Below are 12,423 nucleotides of genomic sequence, written 5' to 3'. Positions count from 1 at the left end.
AGGGGCGTGCCCGGGGCCGTCCGCGGTGGCGGACAATGGGGGCATGCCTTCCGTACTGCCCGATGGTGAGCCCATGCCCGAGGACGGGGCGCTGCCCGGTTCCGCCCTGGAGGGCGCAGGGGAGCGGCCGCTCGGCTTCTACCTGCACGTTCCCTACTGCGCCACGCGCTGCGGGTACTGCGACTTCAACACCTACACCGCCACCGAGCTGCGCGGCTCCGGCGGCGTCCTGGCGTCCCGGGACAACTACGCGGCCACCCTGACCGACGAGATCCGGCTGGCCCGCAAGGTGCTCGGCGACGACCCGCGCCCGGTCCGTACGGTCTTCGTGGGCGGCGGCACCCCGACCCTGCTCCCGGCCGCCGACCTGGTCCGGATGCTCGCGGCCGTACGCGAGGAGTTCGGCCTGGCGGACGACGCGGAGGTGACGACGGAGGCGAACCCCGAGTCGGTGGACCGGGCGTACCTGGAGGAGTTGCGGGCCGGGGGGTTCAACCGGGTCTCCTTCGGCATGCAGAGCGCCAAGCAGCACGTCCTGAAGATCCTCGACCGTACGCACACGCCGGGCCGCCCCGAGGCGTGCGTGGCCGAGGCGCGGGCGGCGGGCTTCGACCACGTCAACCTCGACCTGATCTACGGCACGCCAGGGGAGTCGGACCAGGACTGGCGCGAGTCGCTGGCGGCGGCGGTGGGGGCGGGCCCCGACCACATCTCCGCGTACGCCCTGATCGTCGAGGAGGGTACGCAGCTGGCGCGCCGGATCCGCCGGGGCGAGGTCCCGATGACGGACGACGACGTCCACGCGGACCGCTATCTGATCGCGGACTCGGTGCTGGCGGAGGCGGGCTTCCACTGGTACGAGGTGTCGAACTGGGCCACCACGGAGGCGGGCCGCTGCCTGCACAACGAGCTGTACTGGCGGGGCGCGGACTGGTGGGGGGCGGGTCCCGGGGCGCACAGTCATGTGGGGGGCGTGCGGTGGTGGAACGTGAAGCATCCGGGTGCCTACGCGGCGGCTCTGGCGGAGGGGCGTACGCCGGGGGCGGGGCGGGAGGTCCTTTCGGCGGAGGATCGCCGGGTGGAGCGCATCCTGCTGGAGCTGCGGCTGCGGGAGGGCTGCGAGCTGTCGCTGCTGCGCCCGGCGGGTCTCGCGGCGTCGCGCCGCGCCCTGTCGGACGGGCTGCTTGAGGCCGGGCCGTACGGGGAGGGGCGGGCGGTGCTGACGTTGCGGGGGAGGTTGTTGGCGGACGGGGTGGTGCGGAACCTGGTGGACTGACCCGGCCCTGCCCGGCCCCGGTCCCGGCCCTGCCCGGCCCCGGTCCCGGCCCTGCCCGGCCCCGGCGGCGGGTGGGTGGCGGCCGCTCGCGCAGTTCCCCGCGCCCCTTCGGGCCTTGGATTTTGGCTGCGGGCCGGTGGTGGGCTGGCCGCGCAGTTCCCCGCGCCCCTGGGATGCGCCCCTTCGGGGCGCCCAGGGGATTGCCGCGCAGCGGCATCTTCAGGGGCGCGGGGAACTGCGCGAGCAACCCAGCACGGTCCGCAGGCGAATCCCCGGCCCGAAAGGGGCGCGGGGAACTGCGCGAGCGGCCCCCGCCGGGGCGCGGGCCGGCACTGCGGAACAGGGCTCGGGGCGGAGCCCTGCCCCCGGAGGGTTTAGGGGAGGGGCGGGGTGGGGGACGTCACGAAGTCGATCAGTTCCTCCACCCGCCCCAGCAACTCCGGCTCCAGATCCCGATAACTCCGCACCCCGGAGAGAATCCGCTGCCACGCCGCCCCGGTGTTCCCCGGCCACCCCAGCGCCCGGCACACCCCCGTCTTCCAGTCCTCCCCCCGCGGCACCACCGGCCACCCCGCGATCCCCACGGCCGCCGGCTTCACCGCCTCCCACACGTCGATGTAGGGGTGCCCGGCCACCAGCACGTGCTCGCCCGTGACCGCCGAGGCGATCCGGGACTCCTTGGAGCCGGGGACCAGGTGGTCGACCAGGACGCCGAGGCGCGCGTCGGGGCCGGGTGCGAAGTCCGCGACGATCGCGGGCAGGTCGTCGATACCCGACAGGTACTCGACGACGACCCCCTCGATGCGCAGGTCGTCCCCCCACACCTTCTCCACCAGCTCCGCGTCGTGGCGCCCCTCGACGTAGATGCGCCCCGCGCGCGCCACCCGCGCCCGCGCCCCCGGCACCGCCACGGAGCCCGAGGCGGTGCGCGCCGGGCGCGAGGGCGTGGGCGCCGGCGGGCGTACCAGCGTGACCACCTTGCCCTCCAGCAGGAACCCCCGGGCCGCCAGCGGGAACACCCGCTGCTTGCCGAAGCGGTCCTCCAGGGTCACCGTCCCCGCCTCGCAGCGGAGCACCGCCCCGCAGAACCCGGTCGTCACCTCCTCGACGACCAGGTCGAGCTCGGCGGGCACCTCGGGAGCCGGGGTCCCCTTCTTCCAGGGCGGAGTCAGGTCCGGGCTGTAGCTGCGCATTCCGATGAGAATACGGGTGGATCATGTGCCCATATGGGTGTACGCCGTTATGACACGCCGAATTCCTCGGCGAGCCCGACCCGCTGCGCCCGGACGAACGCCGCGTCCACCACCGCCCCGTGCCCCGGCACGTACACCGCGTCCTCGCCGCCCAGGGCGAGCAGCCGGTCGAGGGCGGCGGGCCAGCGGGTGCGGACCGCGTCCGGCCCGGCCTGCGGCTCGCCGGACTCCTCGACCAGGTCACCGCAGAAGACGATCTCGGGCGAGCCGGGCACGCCCGGCGAGGCGGGGACCAGCAGGGCCAGGTCGTGGCCGGTGTGGCCGGGGCCCACGTTGGCCAGCAGCACCTGCCGCCCGCCCAGCTCCAGCGTCCACTCGCCCGTCACGAAGTTGTGTGGGCGCACCAGCAGGTCAGCCGCCTCGGCGGCCTGCGCGGGCGGGACCCCGTGGGTGACGGCGTCGGTCCGCAGGGCGTCCCCGTCCAGGACCCGGTCGATCCCGACCGCGCCGTACACCTGGGCCCCCGAGAACGCGGCCGTGCCCAGCACATGGTCGAAGTGCGGATGGCTCAGTGCGATATGCGTCACCCGGCGCCCGAGCAGCGCCTGCGCCTGGGCGCGCAGCTCGGCGCCCTCGCGCAGGGTCGAGCCCGTGTCGTACAGCAGGACGGCGTCCTCGCCCGCGACCAGGCCCACCGTCGCGTCCCACCCCGGCAGCCTGCGGCGGCCCACGCCGTCGCCCAGCCGCTCCCAGCCGAACTCTTCCCAGGGGACGTCCATGACACGACGCTATCCCGGGCGGCCGGGGCGGGGCGTTCGAGCGCGCCGCGAGCGTCACGGGCGGCCGCCCTTGCTAGGGGTGTACCGGTCGGCCGTACACTGGCCGGGGATCGCTGGCACTCGAACGCGCAGAGTGCCAGGGCCGAGCGGCCAGGGACGACAGCTGGAGGTGTGCGCGGTGCTCAGTGAACGCAGACTCGAAGTCCTGCGCGCGATCGTCCAGGACTACGTCGGGACCGAGGAGCCGGTGGGCTCGAAGGCCCTGACCGAGCGGCACAAGCTGGGCGTCTCGCCGGCGACCGTGCGCAACGACATGGCCGTGCTGGAGGAGGAGGGCTTCATCGCCCAGCCCCACACCAGCGCGGGCCGTATCCCCACGGACAAGGGCTACCGGCTCTTCGTCGACCGCCTCGCGGGCGTCAAGCCGCTGTCGTCGCCGGAGCGGCGAGCCATCCAGAACTTCCTGGACGGCGCCGTCGACCTCGACGACGTGGTGGCGCGCACGGTCCGGCTGCTCGCGCAGCTGACCCGGCAGGTCGCCGTGGTGCAGTACCCGTCGCTGACACGGTCCACCGTGCGGCACGTGGAGCTGCTGTCGCTGGCCCCGGCCCGGCTGATGCTGGTGCTCATCACGGACACCGGACGGGTCGAGCAGCGGATGGTCGACTGTCCGGCGCCGTTCGGCGAGACCTCGCTGGCGGATCTGCGGGCCCGGCTCAACAGCCGGGTGGTGGGGCGCCGCTTCGCGGACGTCCCGCAGCTGGTGCAGGATCTCCCCGAATCCTTCGAGCCGGAGGACCGAGGAACCGTTTCGACGGTGCTCGCCACCCTGCTCGAAACCCTGGTGGAGGAGACCGAGGAACGGCTGATGATCGGCGGCACCGCCAATCTCACCCGCTTCGGACACGACTTCCCCCTGACCATTCGGCCGGTGCTGGAGGCGCTGGAGGAGCAGGTCGTGCTCCTCAAGCTGCTCGGCGAGGCCAAAGAATCGGGCATGACCGTACGAATCGGGCATGAGAACGCCCACGAAGGGCTGAACTCCACGTCCGTCGTCTCGGTCGGCTACGGTTCGGGCGGCGAAGCCGTCGCGAAACTCGGCGTGGTCGGACCGACCCGCATGGATTACCCCGGAACGATGGGAGCGGTACGCGCAGTGGCACGTTACGTCGGACAGATCCTGGCGGAGTCGTAAGTGGCCACGGACTACTACGCCGTACTGGGCGTACGCCGCGACGCATCGCAGGACGAGATCAAGAAGGCGTTCCGGCGCCTGGCGCGTGAACTCCACCCGGACGTGAATCCGGACCCGAAGACGCAGGAGCGCTTCAAGGAGATCAACGCCGCCTACGAGGTCCTCTCGGACCCGCAGAAGAAGCAGGTCTACGACCTCGGAGGCGACCCCCTGTCGTCCTCCGGCGGTGGTGGCGCCGGTGGCTTCGGCGCGGGCGGCTTCGGGAACTTCTCGGACATCATGGACGCGTTCTTCGGCAACGCGGCGCAGCGCGGCCCCCGTTCGCGCACCCGTCGCGGCCAGGACGCCATGATCCGGCTGGAGATCGACCTCAACGAGGCGGCCTTCGGTACGACCAAGGAGATCCAGGTCGACACGGCGGTCGTCTGTACGACCTGCTCCGGCGAGGGCGCCGCTCCCGGCACCTCGGCGCAGACGTGTGACATGTGCCGCGGCCGCGGCGAGGTCTCCCAGGTCACCCGCTCCTTCCTCGGCCAGGTCATGACCTCCCGCCCCTGCCCCCAGTGCCAGGGCTTCGGGACCGTCGTGCCCACGCCGTGCCCGGAGTGCGCCGGCGACGGCCGCATCCGCTCGCGCCGCACGCTCACGGTCAAGATCCCGGCCGGTGTCGACAACGGCACCCGGATCCAGCTCGCGGGCGAGGGCGAGGTCGGCCCCGGCGGCGGCCCCGCCGGTGATCTGTACGTGGAGATCCACGAGCTCAACCACGACGTCTTCCAGCGCCGCGGCGACGATCTGCACTGCACGGTGACGATCCCCATGACGGCGGCGTCGCTCGGCACCAAGGTGCCGCTGCAGACGCTGGACGGCATGGAGGAGGTGGACATCCGCCCGGGCACCCAGTCGGGCCAGTCCATCCCGCTGCACGCGCGCGGTGTGACGCATCTGCGCGGCGGCGGCCGGGGCGACCTGATCGTCCACGTCGAGGTCACCACGCCGACCAAGCTGGACCCGCAGCAGGAGGATCTGCTGCGCCAGCTCGCGAAGCTGCGCGGCGAGGAGCGCCCCACGGGCCAGTTCCAGCCCGGCCAGCAGGGGCTGTTCTCCCGGTTGAAGGACGCGTTCAACGGTCGGTGACCGTTGGGACCGGTTGTTCGTCTGCGGCTGTGCGGTCGGTCGCTCGCGTGGTTCCCCGCGTCCCCAGGTAGTCAGGGGCGCGGGGAACCACGCGAGCAACCCCGCACGGTCCGCAGGCGGAAGTCCGGACCCGGGGCGGAGCCCAGGACGGCCGCAGGCCACGGGGGCGGGGCCCAGCCCACGGCGGGACGGGCGATTCGGTGCCCGAGCGCACCCGTGGCACGATGCGGGCATGGCTTTGACCGATCTCTGCCGGTATCCGATCGTGCAGGCTCCCATGGCCGGTGGCGTCTCCGCCCCCGGCCTGGCCGCCGCGGTCTGCGAGGCCGGCGGACTCGGGTTCCTGGCCGCCGGGTACAAGACGGCCGACGGCATGTACCAGGAGATCAAGCAGCTGCGCGGGCTCACCGGGCGCCCCTTCGGGGTCAACCTGTTCATGCCGCAGCCGCCGCACACCGACCCGGCCGTCGTCGAGGTGTACCGCAACCAGCTCGCGGGCGAGGCCACCTGGTACGGGACACCGCTGGGCGACGCAGATTCCGGCGGCGACGACGGCTACGAGGCCAAGCTGGCGATCCTGCGCGAGGACCCGGTCGCGGCCGTCTCGTTCACCTTCGGCTGCCCCGAGCGCGAGGTGCTCGCCGCCTTCGCCGCCCTCGGCACGTACACCGTCGTCACCGTGACCACCCCCGACGAGGCGCTGGCCGCGCAGGTCGCCGGGGCCGATGCCGTGTGCGTCCAGGGGACCGAGGCCGGCGGCCACCAGTCGACGCACCGCGACGACCCGCAGACCGACGGCTCCGGGCTCGGGCTGCTGACGCTGATCACCCAGGTCCGCGAGAGCGTGACGCTGCCGATCGTCGCGGCGGGCGGCCTGATGCGCGGAGCCCAGATCGCGGCGGTGCTCGCGGCGGGCGCGGACGCGGCGCAGCTCGGCACGGCGTTCCTGGCCTGCCCCGAGTCCGGCGCGCACGCCCTGCACAAGCAGGCCCTGACCAACCCCCTCTTCGTCCGTACGGAGCTGACCCGGGCGTTCTCCGGACGCCCGGCTCGTGGCCTGGTCAACCGCTTCATGCGCGAGCACGGGCCGTACGCCCCGGCCGCCTATCCCCAGGTGCACCAGATCACCGCCGGGCTGCGGCGGGCCGCCGCGGCGGCCGGCGACGCCCAGGGCATGGCGCTGTGGGCGGGCCAGGGGCACCGGCTGGCGCGGGCGCTGCCCGCCGGAGAGCTGGTGGAGGTCCTGGCGGCCGAGATGGACGCGGCGCTGGCAGCGGTGGCCGCCGCGTCGAGAAACCGAAACACATGAGGAGTACGTCATGACCGCCCCGGTCTTCGTCGTCGAGCGTTTCCACGAGTCCGGGCCGGGCGGCCGGTACGTCCTGGACGGCCCCGAGGGGCGGCACGCCGTCTCCGTGAAGCGGCTCAAGCCCGGTGAGGACGTCGTCCTCACCGACGGGTCGGGCACCTGGGCGGACTGCGTGGTCCTGGAGACCGAGGGCAAGGACCGGCTGATCGTCCAGCTCGACTCGCTGACGGACGAGCCGGAGCCGCAGCCGCGCATCACCGTCGTCCAGGCGCTGCCCAAGGGCGACCGGGGCGAGGTCGCGGTCGAGACGATGACCGAGGTGGGCGTCGACGCCGTGGTGCCGTGGCAGGCCTCGCGCTGCATCACGCAGTGGAAGGGCGACCGGGGCGCCAAGTCCCTCGCCAAGTGGCGCGCCACGGCCCGCGAGTCGGGCAAGCAGTCGCGCCGGGTGCGGTTCCCGGAGGTACGGGACGCGATGACGACCAAGCAGGTTGCCGCGTTTTTGGCCACGGCTGATTTCGCCGCCGTGCTGCACGAGGGCAGCGACGTCCCGAGCGAGCCGCTGGCCACGGCCGAGCTGCCCGTCCGGGGCGAGATCGTCCTGGTCGTGGGCCCCGAAGGGGGCGTGTCGCCGGAGGAGCTGGCCCTCTTCGCGGAGGCGGGCGCCCGGCCGTATCTGCTCGGTCCGAGCGTGCTGCGCACCTCCACGGCGGGTACGGCCGCGGCGGCGCTGCTGATGGGACGCACCGGCCGCTGGTCGTGAGGCCGCGGGCGGAGGCCGGCCCCCGGCCGGCCTCCGCCCCGCGTCGTAAAGCCGTCTACCGCGTCCGGCGCGGGGGTGGGACGCTGGCGCGTATGGGGGCAAGGAGATACGTCACGTGGCCGCTGCGGCACCGGCGCGCGCTCGCCGCGCTCGGCCTGGTCGCCTCGGCGGCGGCCGGGGCCGCGGCCTGCGACCCGGTCGGCGGCATGAGCTCGGTCACCGTCTCGGTGACCACCGACAAGGTCGCGACGAGCAAGCTGGAGCACGAGGGCTTCAAGGTGCGGTATCTGACCTGCACCGCGAAGGTCGACGGCGGCTCGTCGACCCGTACGCCGTCGGCCGGTTCGACCCGTACGGTCGCCACGGTCGACTGCCGGGGCCGCACCGACGACAACAAGAAGATCAGCGTCACCGGCAAGGTGACGGAGGAGCGCGAGGACCGCTGTGTCCGGGGCGATCTGACGGCGAAGGTCGCGGACCGCACGGTCTTCCGCGCGAGCGTCCTGGGCGACTGCAACGCGCCGCCGCCGAACCGGAGCACGCCGAGGCCCCCGGGGAAGCCGGGCAAGCCGGGCGGCCGCCCGACGGTGACGGTCACGGTGACCGTGACGGAGACGTTCCAGGGCAAATGACGGCCCGGCGGGACCGGGGCGCGTGGGGATCGGCGGGCAGACGTCAGTAGCATGCTGCTGACTGATCGATTGTGCCCACCCGTTTCCCCTTGTCCCACCGCGACCGAGGAGCCCAGGACCGTGGCCGGAGAGCCGCAGGCGGACTGCCTGTTCTGCAAGATCGTCTCGGGGGACGTCCCGGCGACCGTCGTCCGGGAGACCGCGACCGTCGTGGCGTTTCGCGACATCAACCCCCAGGCGCCCACGCACGTCCTGGTCATCCCGCGCGTCCACCACCCCGACGCGGCCTCCCTCGCCGCCGCCGAGCCGGCGGTCGCCGCCGACCTGCTGCGCGAGGCCGGGGAGATCGCCGTCGCCGAGGGGATCGACACCAGCGGGTACCGGATCGTCTTCAACACCGGCACCGGCGCGGGCCAGACCGTCTTCCACGCCCACGCCCATGTGCTGGGCGGGCGCGGCCTGCAGTGGCCGCCCGGCTAGCGGGACAGGACCGGTAACCCCCCTTGTCCGTACGTGAACTGGTGGTGCTCGGCACCGCCAGCCAGGTCCCGACCCGGCACCGCAACCACAACGGCTATCTGCTGCGCTGGGACGGCGAGGGCATCCTCTTCGACCCCGGCGAGGGCACCCAGCGGCAGATGCTGCGGGCCGGGGTGGCCGCGCACGACCTCGACCGGATCTGCGTCACGCACTTCCACGGCGATCACTCGCTGGGGCTCGCCGGGGTGATCCAGCGGATCAACCTCGACCGGGTGCCGCACCCGGTCACCGCGCACTACCCGGCGAGCGGCCGGCACTTCTTCGACCGGCTGCGGTACGCGACGGCCTACCGCGAGACGGTCGAGCTGGCGCAGGCCCCGGTCGAGGGCGAGCACGCGGTGCTGGCCGCGACCGACGCGTACACGCTCGAAGCGCGCCGGCTCTCGCACCCCGTCGAGTCCTACGGCTACCGGATCACCGAGCCGGACCGGCGCCGGATGCTGCCCGCCCTCCTGTCCGAGCACGGCATCACCGGTCCCGACGTGGGCCGCCTCCAGCGCGAGGGCGTACTGCGCGGGGTGACGCTCGCCGACGTCAGCGAGGTGCGGCGCGGCCAGCGGTTCGCCTTCGTCATGGACACCCGGCTCTGCGACGCGGTGCCCGCGCTGGCCGAGGGCTGCGACATGCTGGTCATCGAGTCGACGTTCCTGGACGAGGACGCGACGTTGGCCGAGGACCACGGGCACCTGACGGCAGGCCAGGCGGCCGGGGCCGCCCGGGACGCCGGGGTGCGCCACCTCGTCCTCACCCACTTCTCGCAGCGGTACGCGGACCCGGCGGACTTCGCGCGGCAGGCGCGGGCGGCGGGTTTCGAGGGGGAGCTGACGGTCGCGGCGGACCTGACGCGGGTGCCGCTGCCGAGACGTACGCCGTAACCGCGTCGCCGCAACCACATCGACGATCCGGCCGCAGGGCCGCTCTTTTTCAGGAAGTACCTCCATGCCCCTCCCCCTCCCCCTCCCCAAGGCCGAACTCCACCTCCACATCGAAGGCACCCTCGAACCCGAGCTCGCCTTCGAACTGGCCGCGCGCAACGGTGTGAAGCTGCCGTACGCCGACACCGAGGAGCTGCGCGAGGCGTACCTCTTCGACGACCTCCAGTCCTTCCTGGACCTGTACTACTCGCTGATGGCGGTGCTGCGTACGGAGGAGGACTTCGAGGCGCTGGCGGAGGCGTATCTGGCGCGGGCGGCGGCGCAGGGGGTGCGGCACGCGGAGATCTTCTTCGACCCGCAGGCGCACACGGCACGGGGGGTGCCGATCGGGACGGTGGTGGAGGGGCTCGGTCGGGCCCTGGACCGCAGCGAGGCGCGCCACGGCGTCACGACCCGGCTGATCCTCTGCTTCCTGCGCGACCTGTCGGCGGAGTCAGCCCTGGAGACGCTGGAGGCGGCGCGTCCGCATCTGCACCGGATCACGGGCGTCGGCCTCGATTCGGCGGAGGTCGGGCATCCGCCGGCGAAGTTCCGCGAGGTGTACGCGATGGCGGACTCGCTGGGGCTGCGGAAGGTGGCGCACGCGGGGGAGGAGGGGCCGCCGTCGTACATCACCGAGGCGCTCGACGTGCTGGGCGTGGAGCGGGTGGACCACGGGCTGCGGGCCCTGGAGGACCCGGAGCTGGTGGCCCGACTGGTCCGCGACCGTATCCCGCTGACGCTGTGCCCGCTCTCCAACGTACGGCTGCGGGCGGTGTCCACGCTCACCGAGCATCCGCTGCGGCGGATGATGGACGCGGGGCTGGTGTGCACGGTGAACTCCGACGATCCGGCGTACTTCGGCGGGTACGTCGGGGACACGTTCGATGCGGTGGGGGCGGCGCTGGGGCTGTCGGAGGAGGAGCTGCGGGCGCTGGCCCGGAATTCGTTCGTGGCGGCGTTTTTGGGGGAGGGGGAGCGGGAGGGGTACCTGGCGGAGGTCGAGGCGTACGAGTTCCCCACCCCGCCCGTTCCCTGAACCCTCCGGGGGCGCCTGTCGGCGGTGGTGGTGTGCGGGCCGGTGGGGGCTGGTCGCGCAGTTCCCCGCGCCCCTGTGGGACGGGGCCGCGCCCCGGTCCTGGGGCCTCCGGATGCCGGGCGAGCCGGACTGCCCAGGGGCGCGGGGAACTGCGCGCTCAGCCCCCGCTCGCCCGCAGACGGACTCACACCGACAGCCCGAACTCCCCGCCCACCGGCTGCCCCACCAAGTGCCCCACCCGCTGCGCCGCAGGCTCCAGCACCGGGACCGGGCGCGCGCCGGGGCGGGCCAGGAGCGTCAGGGGGGCCGCCACCAGGAGCAGGAGCGCCCCCAGCACCACCCCCATCCCCCCGAACCCCACCCACGCCGACAGCACGCTCCCCGTCAGCGGCCCGCACGCCACCCCGAGCGACGACGCGGAGCCCGCCAGGACCGCCCAGCGGCCGCGCGGGTCCAGGGACGCCGCCAGGGCGATCAAGTACGACAGCACCACCGGGTAGAAGACGTTCCACAGGATCTCGCCGGACGCGAAGGACACCAGCCCCCGCGCGGACGCGCTCACCAGCACGCACCCCGCGATCACCACCGTCCCGCCCCCGATCGGCACCGCCCGCCCCAGCCGCGCGCCCAGCGCCCCCGCGCCCGTCACCCCGAGCAGCCCCGCGAGCAGCGCGACCGCGAACACCGCCCCCACCGTCACCTCGTCCAGCCCCGCCTGGGTCAGGCCGATGCGCCCGCTCACGCCCCACAGCGCGTTCTGCGCCAGGGACCAGCACAGCATCGCCGCCGCCAGCACCGCCCCGGTCCGCCGGTGCGGCAGGAGCGAGGACGGCCCGGCCCCCGTGGAAGGCGCGGTGGCCCGCCCCGCCAGACGGCCCGTCGCCGGCCACACCAGCCCCGCCACCCCCGCGATCGCCACGAACGGCAGCCCGTGGCCGCCTCCGAGGTGCGGGAGCGTCAGATACAGGGCCCCGGCCGTCGCCGAGACCGACAGCAGTCCCAGCGTGGTCAGCCGGTGCGGGTCCCGCCGCGCGGCCATCCCCGACGCCGCCACCGCCGTCGCCGTACCGGACCCAAAGCCCCCGACCACCGCCCCCGCCACCACCAGCGGCAGCAGCGAGCTCAGCGCGGCGGTTCCGTAACCCGCCAGCGCGAGCAGCAGACCCAGCCGCGCGAGCCGTCGCTCCCCGTACCGCTCCACCCGCCCCGCCAGCGCGAAGCCCGCCGACGCGGAGCTCAACAGCAGGACGGAGCCGATGAGTCCGGCCCCGGTGGGCGGCAGGCCGAGGCCCGACGAGAGGCGGCCCACGACGGTGGGGAGCAGATAGGCGGCCAGATAGCCGGCCGTGAAGACGGCGACCAGCGGCCAGGCGGCACGGGGGCGTGCGGACATGGGCGTTCCCAGGAGCGGTGCCCGAACGGGCAGAAGGCGGGGAGACGGGGGCAAAGAGGGGGGATGCGCCCGGTGTTGTCACGTACGGGAACGCGGCCCAATTTGTATCAAGCCGCCCGAGCCCGTGAAAGCCGACCCTTGGTGATCTAGGTCACTTCTCTGTTTCCGAAGGTGAGGGGCCGGGTAGTGGCAGTGCCCGCGTGCGTCGTCAGCGCCCTTTCCCTTGACCTCGATTGTTCACATATCTAGTCTC

Annotated in this window: 12 protein-coding genes; 9 read left to right on the top strand and 3 right to left on the bottom strand. The window is 73.6% G+C overall.

Annotation, left to right across the window (positions count from 1 at the left end; all coding sequences use genetic code 11):
- Window positions 1–43 precede the first annotated feature (43 nt).
- Window positions 44–1,276: a radical SAM family heme chaperone HemW gene (hemW, locus tag ACZ4MU_RS12780; RefSeq protein ID WP_467874743.1), complete on the top strand. Its 1,233-nt coding sequence runs from the start codon at window positions 44–46 to the stop codon at window positions 1,274–1,276.
- Between the two features lie 374 nt (window positions 1,277–1,650).
- On the opposite strand, the gene ACZ4MU_RS12775 is transcribed toward hemW, so the two are convergent.
- A complete protein-coding gene (locus tag ACZ4MU_RS12775; protein ID WP_467874740.1) occupies window positions 1,651–2,469 on the bottom strand; it encodes a DUF3097 domain-containing protein in 819 nt (272 codons plus the stop codon).
- 47 nt (window positions 2,470–2,516) lie between these two features.
- Entirely contained in the window at window positions 2,517–3,248 is a 732-nt protein-coding gene (locus ACZ4MU_RS12770) for an MBL fold metallo-hydrolase (protein ID WP_467874737.1), read from the bottom strand.
- Between the two features lie 178 nt (window positions 3,249–3,426).
- Here ACZ4MU_RS12770 and hrcA point away from each other — a divergent pair, with 178 nt between their 5' ends.
- From hrcA to ACZ4MU_RS12730, 8 genes are all read left to right on the top strand, one after another.
- Entirely contained in the window at window positions 3,427–4,443 is a 1,017-nt protein-coding gene (hrcA, locus tag ACZ4MU_RS12765) for a heat-inducible transcriptional repressor HrcA (protein WP_406556377.1), read from the top strand.
- Window positions 4,444–5,580, top strand: a complete 1,137-nt coding sequence (dnaJ, locus tag ACZ4MU_RS12760; RefSeq protein WP_467874734.1) for a molecular chaperone DnaJ — start codon at window positions 4,444–4,446, stop codon at window positions 5,578–5,580.
- A gap of 232 nt (window positions 5,581–5,812) precedes the next feature.
- The gene (locus tag ACZ4MU_RS12755; protein WP_467874732.1) at window positions 5,813–6,889 is read left to right on the top strand and encodes a nitronate monooxygenase; all 1,077 of its coding nucleotides are present in this window, start codon (window positions 5,813–5,815) and stop codon (window positions 6,887–6,889) included.
- 10 nt (window positions 6,890–6,899) lie between these two features.
- Window positions 6,900–7,652, top strand: a complete 753-nt coding sequence (locus ACZ4MU_RS12750) for a 16S rRNA (uracil(1498)-N(3))-methyltransferase (protein WP_467874730.1) — start codon at window positions 6,900–6,902, stop codon at window positions 7,650–7,652.
- 92 nt (window positions 7,653–7,744) lie between these two features.
- Window positions 7,745–8,284 carry a hypothetical protein gene (locus ACZ4MU_RS12745; RefSeq protein WP_467874727.1) on the top strand — a complete coding sequence of 180 codons (540 nt, stop codon included), beginning with the start codon at window positions 7,745–7,747 and terminating at the stop codon, window positions 8,282–8,284.
- A gap of 120 nt (window positions 8,285–8,404) precedes the next feature.
- Window positions 8,405–8,764 carry a histidine triad nucleotide-binding protein gene (locus ACZ4MU_RS12740; RefSeq protein ID WP_467874725.1) on the top strand — a complete coding sequence of 120 codons (360 nt, stop codon included), beginning with the start codon at window positions 8,405–8,407 and terminating at the stop codon, window positions 8,762–8,764.
- A gap of 23 nt (window positions 8,765–8,787) precedes the next feature.
- On the top strand, window positions 8,788–9,699 hold the full coding sequence (locus ACZ4MU_RS12735; RefSeq protein ID WP_467874722.1) for a ribonuclease Z: 912 nt from the start codon (window positions 8,788–8,790) through the stop codon (window positions 9,697–9,699).
- 64 nt (window positions 9,700–9,763) lie between these two features.
- Window positions 9,764–10,777, top strand: coding sequence for an adenosine deaminase (locus tag ACZ4MU_RS12730; protein ID WP_467874719.1), 1,014 nt, complete (start codon window positions 9,764–9,766; stop codon window positions 10,775–10,777).
- A 184-nt stretch (window positions 10,778–10,961) separates the two neighbouring features.
- Here the strand turns inward: ACZ4MU_RS12730 and ACZ4MU_RS12725 are convergent, their stop codons facing one another.
- Entirely contained in the window at window positions 10,962–12,170 is a 1,209-nt protein-coding gene (locus ACZ4MU_RS12725) for an MFS transporter (protein ID WP_467874717.1), read from the bottom strand.
- Window positions 12,171–12,423 lie beyond the last annotated feature (253 nt).

It is taken from the genome of Streptomyces sp. NPDC026377 (assembly GCF_055567715.1).
This window is presented reverse-complemented; position numbering and strand designations above follow the sequence as displayed.

Coding starts and splice junctions, on each gene's coding strand:
- hemW (WP_467874743.1), top strand. CDS start 44: ATGCCTTCCGTACTGCCCGATGGTGAGCCCATGCCCGAGGACGGGGCG.
- ACZ4MU_RS12775 (WP_467874740.1), bottom strand. CDS start 2,469: ATGCGCAGCTACAGCCCGGACCTGACTCCGCCCTGGAAGAAGGGGACC.
- ACZ4MU_RS12770 (WP_467874737.1), bottom strand. CDS start 3,248: ATGGACGTCCCCTGGGAAGAGTTCGGCTGGGAGCGGCTGGGCGACGGC.
- ACZ4MU_RS12755 (WP_467874732.1), top strand. CDS start 5,813: ATGGCTTTGACCGATCTCTGCCGGTATCCGATCGTGCAGGCTCCCATG.
- ACZ4MU_RS12750 (WP_467874730.1), top strand. CDS start 6,900: ATGACCGCCCCGGTCTTCGTCGTCGAGCGTTTCCACGAGTCCGGGCCG.
- ACZ4MU_RS12745 (WP_467874727.1), top strand. CDS start 7,745: ATGGGGGCAAGGAGATACGTCACGTGGCCGCTGCGGCACCGGCGCGCG.
- ACZ4MU_RS12730 (WP_467874719.1), top strand. CDS start 9,764: ATGCCCCTCCCCCTCCCCCTCCCCAAGGCCGAACTCCACCTCCACATC.
- ACZ4MU_RS12725 (WP_467874717.1), bottom strand. CDS start 12,170: ATGTCCGCACGCCCCCGTGCCGCCTGGCCGCTGGTCGCCGTCTTCACG.